This is a genomic window from Pseudomonas fungipugnans (genome assembly GCF_029955235.1).
GTDB lineage: Bacteria > Pseudomonadota > Gammaproteobacteria > Pseudomonadales > Pseudomonadaceae > Aquipseudomonas > Aquipseudomonas fungipugnans.
Genome location: NZ_JARBWL010000002.1, coordinates 224,485 through 239,155, shown reverse-complemented (window position 1 = coordinate 239,155; position 14,671 = coordinate 224,485). Strand labels below are relative to the sequence as shown.

Annotated in this window: 14 protein-coding genes; 11 read left to right on the top strand and 3 right to left on the bottom strand. The window is 56.8% G+C overall.

Annotated features, from left to right (window positions below):
• From recF to dnaA, 3 genes are read right to left on the bottom strand one after another with little or no spacing between them, the layout of a single operon-like run.
• On the bottom strand, nucleotides 1-1,104 hold the full coding sequence (gene recF / locus POF45_RS16065) for a DNA replication/repair protein RecF (protein ID WP_259497822.1): 1,104 nt from the start codon (nucleotides 1,102-1,104) through the stop codon (nucleotides 1-3).
• Between the two features lie 20 nt (nucleotides 1,105-1,124).
• Nucleotides 1,125-2,228: a DNA polymerase III subunit beta gene (dnaN, locus tag POF45_RS16060; protein ID WP_282316123.1), complete on the bottom strand. Its 1,104-nt coding sequence runs from the start codon at nucleotides 2,226-2,228 to the stop codon at nucleotides 1,125-1,127.
• A 39-nt stretch (nucleotides 2,229-2,267) separates the two neighbouring features.
• Complete coding sequence (dnaA, locus tag POF45_RS16055; protein WP_259497818.1) at nucleotides 2,268-3,788, bottom strand: chromosomal replication initiator protein DnaA; 1,521 nt, start codon at nucleotides 3,786-3,788, stop codon at nucleotides 2,268-2,270.
• A 567-nt stretch (nucleotides 3,789-4,355) separates the two neighbouring features.
• Here dnaA and rpmH point away from each other — a divergent pair.
• From rpmH to atpB, 11 genes are all read left to right on the top strand, one after another.
• A complete protein-coding gene (rpmH, locus tag POF45_RS16050) occupies nucleotides 4,356-4,490 on the top strand; it encodes a 50S ribosomal protein L34 (protein ID WP_003213577.1) in 135 nt (44 codons plus the stop codon).
• 16 nt (nucleotides 4,491-4,506) lie between these two features.
• Entirely contained in the window at nucleotides 4,507-4,908 is a 402-nt protein-coding gene (rnpA, locus tag POF45_RS16045; RefSeq protein ID WP_027926203.1) for a ribonuclease P protein component, read from the top strand.
• Nucleotides 4,901-5,146, top strand: coding sequence for a membrane protein insertion efficiency factor YidD (gene yidD, locus POF45_RS16040; RefSeq protein ID WP_259497815.1), 246 nt, complete (start codon nucleotides 4,901-4,903; stop codon nucleotides 5,144-5,146). The genes rnpA and yidD overlap by 8 nt, the downstream gene beginning before the upstream one ends.
• Before the next feature lie 2 nt (nucleotides 5,147-5,148).
• The gene (yidC, locus tag POF45_RS16035) at nucleotides 5,149-6,834 is read left to right on the top strand and encodes a membrane protein insertase YidC (protein WP_259497813.1); all 1,686 of its coding nucleotides are present in this window, start codon (nucleotides 5,149-5,151) and stop codon (nucleotides 6,832-6,834) included.
• A 79-nt stretch (nucleotides 6,835-6,913) separates the two neighbouring features.
• On the top strand, nucleotides 6,914-8,284 hold the full coding sequence (mnmE, locus tag POF45_RS16030; RefSeq protein WP_282316122.1) for a tRNA uridine-5-carboxymethylaminomethyl(34) synthesis GTPase MnmE: 1,371 nt from the start codon (nucleotides 6,914-6,916) through the stop codon (nucleotides 8,282-8,284).
• Between the two features lie 605 nt (nucleotides 8,285-8,889).
• Complete coding sequence (mnmG, locus tag POF45_RS16025; protein WP_259497809.1) at nucleotides 8,890-10,782, top strand: tRNA uridine-5-carboxymethylaminomethyl(34) synthesis enzyme MnmG; 1,893 nt, start codon at nucleotides 8,890-8,892, stop codon at nucleotides 10,780-10,782.
• Nucleotides 10,779-11,423, top strand: coding sequence for a 16S rRNA (guanine(527)-N(7))-methyltransferase RsmG (gene rsmG / locus POF45_RS16020; protein ID WP_282316120.1), 645 nt, complete (start codon nucleotides 10,779-10,781; stop codon nucleotides 11,421-11,423). Before mnmG ends, rsmG begins: the two co-directional genes overlap by 4 nt.
• 18 nt (nucleotides 11,424-11,441) lie before the next feature.
• Nucleotides 11,442-12,239, top strand: coding sequence for a ParA family protein (locus POF45_RS16015; RefSeq protein ID WP_259497807.1), 798 nt, complete (start codon nucleotides 11,442-11,444; stop codon nucleotides 12,237-12,239).
• A gap of 9 nt (nucleotides 12,240-12,248) precedes the next feature.
• Nucleotides 12,249-13,121: a ParB/RepB/Spo0J family partition protein gene (locus POF45_RS16010; protein WP_259497805.1), complete on the top strand. Its 873-nt coding sequence runs from the start codon at nucleotides 12,249-12,251 to the stop codon at nucleotides 13,119-13,121.
• A 148-nt stretch (nucleotides 13,122-13,269) separates the two neighbouring features.
• Nucleotides 13,270-13,677, top strand: a complete 408-nt coding sequence (locus POF45_RS16005; RefSeq protein WP_201196051.1) for a F0F1 ATP synthase subunit I — start codon at nucleotides 13,270-13,272, stop codon at nucleotides 13,675-13,677.
• Between the two features lie 16 nt (nucleotides 13,678-13,693).
• A complete protein-coding gene (gene atpB / locus POF45_RS16000; RefSeq protein ID WP_259497802.1) occupies nucleotides 13,694-14,563 on the top strand; it encodes a F0F1 ATP synthase subunit A in 870 nt (289 codons plus the stop codon).
• Nucleotides 14,564-14,671 lie beyond the last annotated feature (108 nt).

Genomic DNA, 14,671 nt, shown 5'->3' with positions numbered 1-14,671 from the left:
TCACTCCCGATGGTCGTGGGTCTGGGTGATACGGCCCTGTTCCACGTGGAACAGAGCGACTGGCGTTTCCGTCTGCCAGCCTTCCCTCAATAATTCGTGATCTACACAGGTGATAAACACCTGGCAGCGTAAGTCTTCCAACAAGCGGCAAAGCGCGCGACGGTGGTGCTCGTCCAGTTCGGACGGCAGGTCATCCACCAGATAAATACACTGGCCGCGTCGGGCCTGGCTGACCAAGTGCCCCTGGGCTATGCGCAATGCACAGACCACCAACTTCTGCTGACCCCGGGACAAGATGTCCGCGGCATTATGTGCGCCCAATCTAAGACGCAAATCAGCGCGTTGTGGTCCGGCCTGGGTGTGCCCTATTTGCTGGTCCCGTTGCAGGGAGCCGGCGAGCACTGCACTCAGTTCCCGGTCTTTGTCCCAACCTCGGTAATAGCTGAGCGTCAAACCTTCAAGCTCAACCAATTCGCTCAAGGTCTGTTCAAAGACTGGTTTCAAGGCTTTGATATAAGCGCGGCGGTATTCATCGATTTCAGCGCTGGCCTGGCACAGTTCCCTGTCCCAAACCGCTTGCGAAACGGCGTCAAGTGTACCATGCCGCAGCCAAGAGTTTCTCTGGCGCAGGGCCTTCTGCAAACGCTGCCACGTCGACATGAATCGCGGTTCCACGTGGAACACACCCCAGTCGAGAAACTGCCGGCGAATCTTCGGTGCGCCCTCAAGCAGGCGGAAGCTGTCCGGGTTGATGAGTTGTAACGGCAGGATTTCCGCCAGTTGTGCAGCACTGCGGGCGTTCTGGCCGTCAATGCGGATCTGAAACTCACCTTGGCGGTCGCGAGATATCCCCAACGCGCTCTGCCCCCCCTCAGCCAATTCGACCTGACCGAACACGGTACACGCCAGTTGCTCGTACTGAATAACCGGTAAAAGACGGGCGCTGCGAAATGAACGAGCCAGCCCCAGCAGATGAATGGCTTCCAGAACACTGGTTTTGCCGCTGCCGTTGGCGCCGTAAAGAATGTTGATTCGGGGAGAGGGGGAGAGGGTCACCGGGTGCAGATTGCGCACCGCGGTGACCGAGACGCGACTTAAAGACATCTAGCTTCTGCTGAACATGATTACAGACGCATCGGCATGACAACGTAAGCCGAGTCATCGTTGTCGGACTCTTGTACCAGCGCACTGCTGTTGGAGTCGGACAGGATCAGGCGAACCTGCTCGGTGGTCATCACGCCCAGTACGTCGAGCAAGTAGCTCACGTTGAAGCCGATCTCCAGGGAGCCGCCGTTGTATTCGACGCCCACTTCTTCTTCCGCTTCTTCCTGCTCCGGGTTGTTCGCCTGGATCTTCAACTGACCGCTGGCCAGTTGCAGACGGATACCGCGGTACTTCTCGTTGGACAGGATCGCGGTACGGCTGAACGCTTCACGCAGGGCCTGGCGATCGCCAAGTACCAGCTTGTCGCCGCCTTTTGGCAGAACACGCTCGTAGTCAGGGAATTTGCCGTCGACCAGTTTCGAGGTGAAGGTGAACTCGCCCGTGGTGGCGCGGATGTGGTGCTGGCCCAGAACGATGCTGACGAGACCGTCCGGTTCGGTCAGCAGACGCGCCAGTTCCAGGATGCCTTTGCGTGGCACGATCACCTGGTGGCGATCCGGTTGACCGATATCGGCCTGCATCGAGCACATGGCCAGACGGTGACCGTCGGTGGCCACGGCACGGATGATGCCGGCAGAAACTTCCAACAACATGCCGTTGAGGTAATAACGCACGTCCTGTTGGGCCATGGCGAAGCTCGTGCGTTCGATCAAACGACGCAGTTTGCTCTGCTCCAGGCTGCACGTCAGTGAGCCAGGGCCTTCTTCCACCGTCGGGAAATCATTGGCCGGCAGGGTCGACAGGGTGAAGCGGCTACGGCCGGCCTTCACCACAAGCTTCTGCTCATCGACCTTGATGTCGATCAGCGCGTCGTTCGGCAGGCTCTTGCAGATGTCCATCAGCTTGCGCGCAGGCACGGTGATGGAACCTGGATCAGCCGGCTCTTCGAGTTGCACACGACCGACCAGCTCGACTTCCAGGTCGGTACCGGTCAGCGACAGTTGCTGGCCTTCGACAACCAGCAGCACGTTGGAGAGCACCGGCAAGGTCTGTCGGCGCTCGACGACGCCTGCGACCAGTTGCAGGGGTTTCAACAGGGCTTCGCGTTGAATGGTGAAATGCATGGTCTAGTCCCTTGCCTTAATAAGCTGCGCTGGTGTTCATCAAGTGGTCAGTGTACGCAGCAGGTTCTTGTAGTCCTCGCGGATGTCCGCGTCGGATTCCTTGAGTTCGTTGATCTTGCGGCAGGCGTGCAAAACAGTGGTGTGGTCACGGCCGCCAAACACATCGCCGATTTCCGGCAGGCTGTGGTTGGTCAGTTCCTTGGACAACGCCATGGCAACTTGACGCGGACGAGCCACCGAGCGCGAACGACGCTTGGACAGCAAGTCGGAAATCTTGATCTTGTAGTACTCGGCGACGGTGCGCTGAATGTTATCCACAGAGACCAGTTTGTCTTGCAGCGCCAACAGGTCTTTCAGGGATTCGCGAATCAACTCGATGGTGATATCGCGGCCCATGAAGTGCGAGTGGGCAATCACACGCTTGAGCGCGCCTTCCAGTTCGCGGACGTTGGAACGAATACGCTGGGCAATGAAGAACGCAGCGTCATGTGGCAGATCGACTTTAGCCTGGTCGGCCTTTTTCATCAGGATCGCTACACGGGTTTCCAGCTCCGGCGGCTCGACCGCCACCGTCAGGCCCCAGCCGAAACGGGACTTGAGGCGTTCTTCAAGGCCTTCGATTTCTTTAGGGTAGCGGTCACTGGTGAGAATGACCTGCTGGCCACCTTCAAGCAGGGCGTTGAAGGTGTGGAAAAATTCTTCCTGGGAGCGCTCTTTGCGGGCGAAGAACTGAATGTCATCGATCAGCAGTGCATCCACCGAACGGTAGAAGCGCTTGAACTCGTTGATCGCGTTCAGTTGCAAAGCCTTGACCATGTCGGCCACGAAACGCTCGGAATGCAGGTACACAACCTTGGCGTTCGGGTTCTTCTTTAACAGGTGGTTACCCACAGCGTGCATCAAGTGGGTCTTACCCAGACCAACGCCGCCATAAAGGAAGAGTGGGTTGTAGCCATGCTTGGGGTTATCCGCCACCTGCCAGGCCGCAGCCCGGGCTAGCTGGTTGGACTTGCCTTCAACGAAGTTCTCGAAGGTAAACGTGCGATTCAGGTAACTGGTGTGCTTGAGCGCACCTTCAACCTGCACGGTACGTTGTTCAGCACGAACCGGTGCCTGCTGCGAACTGGCACCCGCCATCGGATCGAAGCTGTCGCGAGACGGCTCTTCATTGACCTCGATGATTTTTTGCGTCGAACGCTTGGTCGGGGCAGTCGTCGGCGCGAGCGCAGGAGCACTCACAGGTGTCTGAGCGGCCTGAGCCTGGGACGCGGCTGCAGCCAGCGGGGCATTGGGTGCTGCACGCGGGGCTGAACTGCGTTTGCTGCCTATTAATAAGGAAAGCACTGGCGCCAGGCCGTTGCCGTGCTCATCGAGCAGTTCCAGGACACGGCCCAGATACTTTTCGTTGACCCAGTCGAGAACAAAACGATTCGGTGCGTAGACACGCAACTCGTCGCCTTCGGCTTCGACCTGTAGTGGACGGATCCAAGTGTTGAATTGTTGGGCAGGCAGCTCATCGCGCAAAAGCTCCACGCACTGCTGCCAAAGTTCCACTGACACGGATATCCCCTAAGTTGAAAGCCGGTGAGGCAAAAACAAGCGGCTATTGTAGCGGCCAGACGCACACTTATCCACATGCAGGTTGCTCACACCCCATGAATTATCAACGCGTTAACCTGAAAAAAGGCGACCAGTGGTATGTGCATAAGCTCTGTGGATAACCGCCCCTGAGGGCACTGGACAAGTGGGGGCGAAACTCGGTGGATAACCTGCCTGTGGATAACTACCCATTCCGCACACAGCTTATCCGATGGCGCAGCACAGGCTGACCACCGTTTTCCACTGTAGTTGTCATCCTCTGTACATCGCCAGTTAGAAGGGCTTGAGGTAGTTATCCACAGAAGATGGCGTCCCTAGCTTTTATAAGCTTTACAAAGAAGCTTTAAATAATCCCTTTCTTTTATTTCTATATCTGGTGAAGGGTGGTTCACGAGAAAACCCCTTGAGATCTATTTATAAGGAAACGTTGGTTGGAAATTGACCTAGAGGCTTGCTTTCTCTAGAATCCCCGGTCTCTTAAAACGGGGGCCATTCCGGCCCGTTGTGGACGAACCAGGTAACACGACAATGAAACGTACTTTCCAACCAAGCACTATCAAACGCGCTCGTACCCACGGTTTCCGTGCTCGCATGGCTACCAAAAACGGTCGCGCCGTCCTGTCGCGTCGTCGCGCCAAAGGTCGTGCGCGTCTGGCAGTTTGATAATCCGGCACTGGAGGTGAGTCAGGACTTCAGTCGGGAAAAGCGTTTGCTTACCCCCCGGCATTTCAAGGCAGTCTTTGACTCCCCTACCGGCAAGGTTCCGGGGAAAAATCTCCTGCTCCTTGCGCGCAACAACGACCTTGATCACCCCCGTCTCGGGCTGGTTATCGGGAAAAAGAGCGTAAAGCTCTCCGTCGAGCGCAATCGCCTCAAACGTCTGATGCGCGAATCGTTTCGCCTGCACCAGGATTCACTGGTCGGTTGGGACATTGTTATCGTCGCGCGCAAAGGTTTGGGGGACGTAGAAAACCCCGAATTGATTCAGCATTTCGGCAAACTCTGGAAGCGTCTGGCACGCAGCACGCCAGTACCAGCAGTCAAAACCGAAACTGTAGGGGTAGACAGTCCTGATGCGTAAACTGGCACTCGTTCCGATCCAGTTTTATCGCTATGCCATTAGTCCCCTGATGGCCAATCACTGTCGCTTCTACCCCAGTTGTTCCTGCTACGCGTTAGAGGCCATAGAAAATCATGGTCTTCTGCGCGGTGGCTGGCTGGCCTTTCGTCGTTTAGGTCGCTGTCATCCGTGGAATGCCGGTGGTTATGACCCGGTTCCACCTATCCCTACCTCCCGTTCTTCTTCGATGGCCGAGTAATCATGGATATCAAACGCACGATCCTGATCGTCGCCCTGGCAATCGTGTCCTACGTTATGGTTCTTAAATGGAACCAGGACTATGGCCAGGCTGCCCTGCCGACTCAGAATGTTGCTTCCAGTACTACCGCACCGGGCCTACCGGACACGGCAACTGGCAATAACGCTTCCGCCAGTGATGACATCCCCCGCGCCGCCAGCGATACCAGTGCAACTGCACCGGCAGAAACGCCAGTGGCTGCAAGCAAAGACCTCATCCAGATCAAAACGGATGTGCTCGATCTGGCAATCGATCCACAAGGTGGTGATGTTGCCCAGCTGACCCTGCCGCTTTATCCACGTCGTCAGGATCACCCGGAAATTCCGTTCCAGCTGTTCGATAACGGCGGCGAGCGGACTTATCTGGCCCAGAGCGGTTTGATCGGCACTGATGGTCCGGATGCAAATCCGGCCGGTCGTCCGGTTTACTCCTCGGAGAAGAAGGTTTACCAACTGGCTGACGGTCAGGACCAATTGGTCGTAGACCTGAAGTTCAGCAAGGACGGCGTCAACTACATCAAGCGTTTCACCCTGAAACGCGGCCTGTATGACGTAACCGTTTCTTACCTGATCGACAACCAGAGCGCTCAGCCCTGGTCTGGCGCGATGTTTGCGCAGTTGAAACGTGACAACAGCGCCGATCCTTCTTCCACGACTGCCACCGGCACCGCGACTTACCTGGGCGCAGCCCTGTGGACAAGTTCCGAGCCGTACAAGAAAGTGTCCATGAAGGACATGGACAAGGCGTCGCTGAAAGAAACTGTCAACGGTGGTTGGGTTGCCTGGTTGCAACACTACTTTGTGACCGCGTGGATTGCGCCGAAGGGCGAAAACAACGTCGTTCAGACCCGTAAAGACAGCAAAGGCAACTACATCATTGGCTACACCAGCCCGTCTCTGACGGTTGCTCCGGGTGCCAAGGGTGAAACCAGCTCCATTCTGTACGCCGGTCCGAAAAGCCAGGCCGTGCTGAAACAGTTGTCCCCAGGTCTGGAACTGACCGTCGACTACGGCATTCTGTGGTTCATTGCTCAACCGATCTTCTGGTTGCTGCAACATATCCACAGCATTGTGGGTAACTGGGGCTTCTCGATCATCTTCCTGACCATGCTGATCAAAGGGCTTTTCTTCCCGTTGTCGGCAGCCAGCTACAAATCCATGGCTCGCATGCGCGCAGTGGCACCGAAGCTGGCGTTGCTCAAAGAGCAACATGGCGATGACCGGCAGAAAATGTCGCAATCCATGATGGAGCTGTACAAGAAAGAGAAGATCAATCCACTGGGCGGCTGCTTGCCAATCCTGGTGCAGATGCCGGTTTTCCTTTCGCTGTACTGGGTGCTTCTTGAAAGCGTAGAGATGCGCCAGGCACCATTCATCCTGTGGATTACTGACCTGTCGATCAAGGACCCGTTCTTCATTCTGCCGATCATCATGGGCGCAACCATGTTCATCCAGCAGCAGTTGAACCCGACGCCTCCGGATCCGATGCAGGCCAAGGTGATGAAGCTGATGCCAATCATCTTCACCTTCTTCTTCCTGTGGTTCCCGGCTGGTCTGGTGCTGTACTGGGTAGTGAACAACTGCCTGTCGATCACCCAACAGTGGTACATCACACGCAAAATCGAACGGGCTACCAAAGCAGCCGCTTGATTTACACTGTGGATAACCACTCAAAACGCCCCCTAGTGGGGCGTTTTGCTATCTGTCACTTTTGTCTGGATACCGGTTTATGAGCGTTCCTCGTGAAACCATCGCAGCCGTTGCCACTGCCCAAGGCCGTGGTGGGGTGGGCATCGTGCGCATTTCGGGGCCGCTGGCGAGCGTCGCGGCCAAAGCAATCAGTGGTCGCGAACTCAAACCACGCTTCGCCCATTACGGTCCTTTCCTCAGTGCCGATGAAGAGGTGCTGGACGAAGGAATTGCTTTGTATTTCCCCGGGCCGAACTCCTTCACCGGCGAAGACGTACTGGAACTCCAGGGCCACGGGGGTCCTGTCGTTCTGGATATGCTGCTCAAACGTTGCCTGGAACTGGGTTGTCGTCTAGCCCGACCGGGAGAGTTCAGCGAACGTGCCTTCCTCAACGATAAACTCGATCTGGCACAGGCCGAAGCCATCGCCGACCTGATTGAGGCGAGTTCTGCACAGGCTGCGCGCAACGCCGTGCGTTCTTTGCAGGGCGCTTTCTCGCAACGCGTGCATAACCTCACCGAGCAATTGATCGGGCTGCGTATCTACGTCGAAGCGGCCATCGACTTTCCGGAAGAGGAAATCGACTTCCTCGCCGATGGCCACGTGCTGAGCATGCTCGACAAGGTCCGCGACGAGTTATCCACTGTACTGCGCGAGGCCGGGCAAGGCGCCTTGCTGCGCGACGGAATGACGGTGGTGATTGCCGGTCGGCCAAACGCTGGCAAGTCCAGTCTGTTGAATGCCCTGGCCGGTCGTGAAGCAGCCATCGTGACCGAGATTGCCGGCACGACCCGCGACATTCTTCGCGAACATATCCACATCGATGGCATGCCGCTGCATGTGGTCGACACCGCTGGGCTGCGAGATACCGATGATCAGGTGGAAAAAATCGGCGTAGAACGCGCACTCAAGGCCATTGGTGAAGCAGATCGGGTGTTGCTGGTGGTCGATGCCACAGCACCGGAAGCACTTGATCCGTTTGCCTTGTGGCCGGAATTCCTGGAAACCCGCCCGGATCCGGCGAAAGTCACCCTGATCCGCAACAAGGCTGACCTGACCGGGGAGCCGATAGCCCTGGAAGTCAGCGACGATGGCCACGTCACGATCAGCCTGAGTGCCAAGTCTGCTGGCGTAGGCCTGGAGCTGCTGCGCGAACACCTGAAAGCCTGCATGGGTTATGAGCAGACCTCGGAAAGCAGCTTCAGCGCACGCCGGCGACACCTGGAAGCATTGCGGCATGCCAGTGCGTCCCTCGAACACGGCCGTGCACAGCTGACACTGGCCGGTGCTGGCGAGCTACTGGCCGAAGATCTGCGACAGGCTCAACAGTCGTTGGGTGAAATCACCGGCGCGTTCAGTTCCGATGACCTGCTGGGTCGGATCTTTTCCAGCTTCTGCATTGGTAAATAGCTTCATTCCCTCTCTTCCCCAAGAGCCAAGCTTGCTCGCAAAGTGGTTTATCTGACGAACCGCAGCGCATAAATCGCTGGCAAGCCAGGCTCCTGGGTTTCTCGTTTTCTCCAGATTATCGAAACAGCCAGATGGCGCGAGCCGCACTGGCGGTTTTCGCGTGGGCGACATTTGCCTCTATGTCGGTATTTCTGTGGATTAAGCCCTGTGAATAAGTGCCGCTAAGGGCAGTTGATAACAGGGCCTGAAAACTGAAGATAACCACCTCTGTGGATAACCACCTGTTTCATCCACAGGCTTAGACCGGTTATCCAAGGGCCTCATTGGCACATGACCACAGGGTTTTGAATCTCTGTACACATCGAATAATAAGGCCTGTAGCAATCTATCCACAGAAATGGTGCTCAGTAGAAATAAACATAAAAACAAAGATTTAATAAATTTCTCTCTTTTTAATTTCTATAACCCCGACTTCTCCACAGCTGGTTAAATTTTGTGCAAAGGGTTCTTTAGGAAGGGCGAAGTCCCTATACTTGTCGACCGGGTCCAGAAACCGGGCTCAAACTATTCCTGAATTACCTACTTAAGCAGGCACGAGGTGCGTGGTGGATTTCCCTTCCCGTTTTGAAGTGATCGTCATCGGCGGCGGTCATGCCGGTACCGAGGCAGCACTGGCCTCAGCACGTATGGGGGCAAAAACCCTGCTGCTGACGCACAACGTGGAAACCCTCGGTGCCATGAGCTGCAACCCCGCCATTGGTGGCATTGGTAAAAGCCATCTGGTCAAGGAAATCGACGCCCTTGGCGGTGCGATGGCCATGGCTACCGACAAAGGTGGTATCCAGTTCCGTGTGTTGAACAGCCGCAAAGGCCCAGCCGTAAGAGCCACCCGTGCTCAGGCAGACAGGGTTCTGTACAAGGCAGCTGTGCGCGAAGCGCTGGAAAACCAGCCGAACCTGTGGATATTTCAACAAGCGGCCGATGACCTGATCGTCGAACAGGAACAAGTGCGCGGTGTAGTCACCCAAATGGGTCTGCGTTTCTTCGCTGATTCCGTGGTGTTGACCACTGGCACCTTCCTCGGTGGACTTATCCACATCGGGATGCAGAATTATTCCGGTGGCCGTGCCGGTGATCCGCCATCGATTGCCCTGGCTCACCGTCTGCGTGAACTGCCACTGCGCGTCGGTCGCCTGAAAACCGGGACGCCACCGCGCATTGACGGTCGTTCTGTGGATTTCTCGGTGATGACCGAGCAAGCAGGCGATACGCCGATTCCGGTGATGTCGTTCATGGGTTCCAAAGAGCAGCACCCAAAACAGGTCAGTTGCTGGATTACCCACACCAACGCCCGTACCCACGAAATCATTGCCTCCAACCTTGATCGCTCGCCGATGTATTCCGGCGTGATCGAAGGCATCGGCCCGCGTTATTGCCCGTCGATTGAAGACAAGATTCACCGCTTTGCCGACAAGGAAAGCCATCAGGTCTTCATCGAGCCGGAAGGCCTGACCACTCACGAGCTGTACCCGAACGGGATATCCACATCCTTGCCGTTCGATGTGCAATTGCAGATCGTGCAATCGATTCGCGGCATGGAAAACGCGCACATCGTGCGTCCTGGCTACGCCATCGAGTACGACTACTTCGATCCGCGTGACCTGAAGTACAGCCTTGAAACCAAAGTCATCGGCGGTCTGTTCTTCGCCGGGCAAATCAACGGCACAACCGGTTACGAAGAAGCCGGCGCCCAAGGTTTGCTGGCCGGTGCCAACGCTGCGTTGCGGGCCCAGGGCAAAGACGCCTGGTGTCCGCGTCGCGACGAGGCGTACATCGGAGTGTTGGTCGACGACCTGATTACCCTGGGTACTCAGGAACCGTATCGGATGTTCACGTCCCGCGCCGAGTACCGTTTGATCCTGCGTGAAGACAACGCCGACCTGCGCTTGACCGAAAAAGGTCGCGAATTGGGTCTGGTTGATGACGCGCGTTGGGCGGCGTTCTGCAAGAAACGCGAAAGCATCGACCTGGAAGAGCAACGGCTGAAAAGTACCTGGGTGCGCCCGGGCACCGAGCAGGGTGATGCGATCTCCGAAAAATTCGGCACCCCGCTGACCCACGAATACAACTTGCTCAATCTGCTGAGCCGTCCGGAAATCGACTACGCTGGTCTGATCGCCGTGACCGGCGGTGGCGCAGAAGATCCACAAGTCGCCGAACAGGTTGAAATCAAGACCAAATATGCCGGTTACATCGATCGTCAACAGGATGAAATCGCTCGTCTGCGGGCCAGCGAAGACACCAAGCTGCCTGTGGATATCGATTACACGAACATTTCCGGCCTGTCGAAAGAGATTCAAGGCAAGCTGGGGATAACTCGTCCAGAGACCCTGGGCCAGGCGTCGCGCATTCCGGGCGTCACTCCGGCAGCCATCTCGCTGTTGATGATTCATTTGAAAAAACGCGGCGCGGGCCGTCAGTTGGAGCAAAGCGCTTGAGTTCGTTGGTCACCTCGCAACACGCCGAAGAGTTATCCACAGGTGCACGCCAGCTTGGTGTCGACCTGACTGAAACCCAGCACGCTCAGTTGCTGGGTTATCTGGCCCTGTTGATCAAATGGAACAAGGCTTACAACCTGACCGCCGTGCGTGATCCGGACGAAATGGTCTCGCGTCATCTGCTCGATAGCCTGAGCGTGATGTCGTTCATCGAAAACGGGCGGTGGCTGGACGTTGGCAGCGGCGGCGGCATGCCGGGCATTCCGTTGGCCATCCTGTTTCCCGAGTCTCAGGTCACGTGCCTGGACAGCAACGGCAAGAAAACCCGCTTCCTGACGCAGGTCAAACTCGAACTCAAACTGGATAACCTGCAAGTTATCCACAGTCGCGTCGAAGCCTATCAGCCTGCACTGCCATTCAACGGGATCATCTCCCGGGCATTCAGCAGCATGGAAAACTTCAGCAACTGGACTCGCCACCTCGGTGACACCGATACACGTTGGCTGGCAATGAAGGGCGTTCATCCCGCCGATGAGCTGGTAGCATTGCCGACAGACTTCCACCTCGATAGCGAACGCGCCCTGGCCGTACCTGGTTGCCAAGGCCAACGCCATCTGCTGATACTGCGCCGCACGGCATGATTGGGAACACAAGCAAGAATGGCTAAGGTATTCGCGATAGCGAACCAAAAGGGTGGTGTGGGCAAGACCACCACCTGCATCAACCTCGCAGCTTCCCTGGTCGCTACCAAGCGTCGGGTGCTGCTGATCGATCTCGATCCACAGGGCAACGCCACCATGGGTAGCGGTGTGGATAAACACGGCCTGGAAAACTCGGTCTACGATTTGCTGATCGGTGAATGCGACCTGGCCCAGGCCATGCACTTTTCCGAACACGGTGGTTACCAGCTGCTGCCGGCCAACCGTGACCTGACGGCGGCCGAAGTGGTGCTGCTGGAAATGCAGATGAAGGAAAGCCGCCTGCGCAGCGCGCTGGCGCCGATCCGTGAAAACTACGATTACATTTTGATCGACTGCCCGCCGTCGCTGTCGATGCTCACGCTTAACGCATTGGTTGCTGCTGACGGGGTCATTATCCCCATGCAGTGCGAGTACTTCGCGCTCGAAGGCTTGAGCGACCTTGTGGATAACATCAAGCGCATCGCCGAATTGTTGAACCCGAACCTGAAAGTCGAAGGCCTGCTGCGGACCATGTACGACCCGCGGCTGAGCCTGATGAACGACGTCTCGGCCCAGCTCAAGGAACACTTCGGTGATCAGCTGTACGACACGGTGATTCCGCGCAACATCCGTCTGGCCGAAGCGCCAAGCTACGGCATGCCGGCGCTGGCGTACGACAAGGCATCCCGAGGCGCGATTGCCTATCTGGCCCTGGCGGGCGAGATGGTTCGTCGTCAACGCAAAAATTCACGCACCGCCGCCGCTCAGGCAACTTAAGGAATCCCCATGGCCGTCAAGAAACGAGGTCTCGGACGTGGACTGGATGCACTCCTGAGTGGTCCGACCGTCAGCTCTCTGGAAGAGCAAGCGGTGCAGGCCGACCAACGTGAGCTGCAGCACCTGCCCCTGGACCTGATCCAGCGTGGCAAGTACCAGCCACGTCGGGACATGGATCCGCAGGCGCTGGAAGAACTGGCGCAGTCGATCAAGGCCCAGGGCGTGATGCAGCCGATCGTGGTTCGCCCGATTGGCGGCGGTCGCTTTGAGATCATTGCCGGTGAACGTCGCTGGCGTGCCAGCCAGCAGGCAGGCCAGGAAACGATCCCGGCGATGGTCCGCGATGTGCCGGACGAAACCGCTATCGCCATGGCGCTGATCGAGAACATCCAGCGCGAAGACCTCAATCCGATCGAGGAAGCGGTGGCCTTGCAGCGTTTGCAGCAGGAATTCCAGCTGACGCAGCAACAGGTGGCTGAGGCGGTGGGCAAGTCCCGGGTCACGGTGGCTAACCTGCTGCGCCTGATCGCATTGCCGGAAGTCATCAAGACCATGCTGTCCCACGGCGACCTGGAAATGGGTCATGCCCGTGCTTTGCTCGGTTTGCCGGAAAATCAACAGGTTGAAGGGGCGCGACATGTTGTCGCACGGGGGCTCACGGTGCGCCAGACTGAGGCACTGGTACGCCAGTGGTTGAGTGGCAAACCGGAGCCTGTCGAAGCTGCAAAACCTGACCCGGATATCGCCCGTCTTGAACAGCGTCTGGCCGAGCGCCTAGGCTCTGCGGTGCAGATCCGCCACGGGAAGAAGGGAAAGGGCCAGTTGGTGATTGGTTACAACTCACTCGACGAGCTTCAAGGTGTGCTTGCACACATCCGCTGAAACATTTCCTCATGTAGCGCGGAGTCGGAAATCACTACCTGACAGTTGAATAGGGGCTGAACCGCCCCTATACTCTGCGCGCATTTTGTCGGCACAAATTATGCCAAGTTATTGAATTCTGGCAGCCGACCATTGGAGAGCAATAGTGATGGAAACCCGCACGCCAAACCGCTTGCCGTTCCATCGCCTGGCAGTTTTTCCGGTGTTAATGGCTCAATTTGTCGTTTTGCTCATTGCCGCTTTGGCGCTCTGGCAATGGCACGGAGTCGTTGCCGGATACTCAGGACTTTGCGGAGGCCTGATAGCCTTGCTGCCCAATGTTTATTTCGCTCACAGGGCATTTCGGTTTTCCGGCGCCCGAGCAGCTCAAGCCATCGTCCGGTCTTTTTATGCCGGCGAGGCGGGCAAACTGATTTTGACGGCAGTGCTCTTTGCATTGACGTTCGCAGGTGTGAAGCCATTGGCGCCGCTAGCTGTATTCGGCGTCTTCGTGTTGACCCAACTGGTCAGCTGGTTCTCGCCCCTGCTGATGAGAACAAGACTTTCGAGACCTTAGGGCGTTTGAGGCAACCATGGCAGAAACAACCGCTTCGGGCTATATCCAGCACCACTTGCAAAACCTGACCTTCGGTCAGCACCCAACTGGCGGGTGGGGTTTTGCCCATACCGCAGCAGAAGCCAAAGAAATGGGCTTCTGGGCTTTCCACGTCGATACTCTCGGCTGGTCGGTCGCGTTGGGTCTGATCTTCGTTCTGATTTTCCGCATGGCGGCGAAGAAGGCGACGTCCGGTCAACCTGGTGCTTTGCAGAACTTCGTTGAAGTATTGGTCGAATTCGTCGATGGCAGCGTGAAAGACAGCTTCCATGGCCGTAGCCCGGTGATTGCACCGCTGGCACTGACCATCTTCGTCTGGGTCTTCCTGATGAACGCTGTCGACCTGGTACCGGTCGACTGGATTCCTCAATTGGCCATGATGATCACTGGCGATGCGCACATTCCATTCCGTGCCGTTTCGACCACTGACCCGAACGCTACCCTGGGCATGGCCCTGTCGGTGTTCGCGTTGATCATTTTCTACAGCATCAAGGTCAAGGGCATCGGCGGCTTCATCGGCGAACTGACCCTGCACCCGTTCGGCAGCAAGAACATCTTCGTTCAAGCCCTGCTGATCCCGGTGAACTTCCTGCTGGAGTTCGTGACACTGATCGCCAAGCCCATTTCGCTGGCACTGCGTCTGTTCGGCAACATGTACGCCGGCGAGCTGGTCTTCATTCTGATTGCTGTGATGTTCGGCAGTGGTCTGCTCTGGCTTAGCGGCCTGGGCGTAGTTCTGCAGTGGGCGTGGGCTGTGTTCCACATCCTGATCATCACCCTGCAGGCGTTTATCTTCATGATGCTGACCATCGTCTACCTGTCGATGGCGCACGAAGAGAACCATTAAGACCAGTCTCGACTAGTCTGATGTCCCACTCGGTCAAACGGGTGGGTGCCCGAACAGGGCTTATGAAACGATTTGTTTTACCGCTTTAAAATCTAAAAAACCTAAACC

Bases quoted from the DNA above. Each gene is read 5' to 3' on its own strand.
- recF (WP_259497822.1), bottom strand. From the start codon at position 1,104: ATGTCTTTAAGTCGCGTCTCGGTCACCGCGGTGCGCAATCTGCACCCG.
- dnaN (WP_282316123.1), bottom strand. From the start codon at position 2,228: ATGCATTTCACCATTCAACGCGAAGCCCTGTTGAAACCCCTGCAACTG.
- rpmH (WP_003213577.1), top strand. From the start codon at position 4,356: ATGAAACGTACTTTCCAACCAAGCACTATCAAACGCGCTCGTACCCAC.
- yidD (WP_259497815.1), top strand. From the start codon at position 4,901: ATGCGTAAACTGGCACTCGTTCCGATCCAGTTTTATCGCTATGCCATT.
- yidC (WP_259497813.1), top strand. From the start codon at position 5,149: ATGGATATCAAACGCACGATCCTGATCGTCGCCCTGGCAATCGTGTCC.
- mnmE (WP_282316122.1), top strand. From the start codon at position 6,914: ATGAGCGTTCCTCGTGAAACCATCGCAGCCGTTGCCACTGCCCAAGGC.
- POF45_RS16015 (WP_259497807.1), top strand. From the start codon at position 11,442: ATGGCTAAGGTATTCGCGATAGCGAACCAAAAGGGTGGTGTGGGCAAG.
- POF45_RS16010 (WP_259497805.1), top strand. From the start codon at position 12,249: ATGGCCGTCAAGAAACGAGGTCTCGGACGTGGACTGGATGCACTCCTG.
- POF45_RS16005 (WP_201196051.1), top strand. From the start codon at position 13,270: ATGGAAACCCGCACGCCAAACCGCTTGCCGTTCCATCGCCTGGCAGTT.
- atpB (WP_259497802.1), top strand. From the start codon at position 13,694: ATGGCAGAAACAACCGCTTCGGGCTATATCCAGCACCACTTGCAAAAC.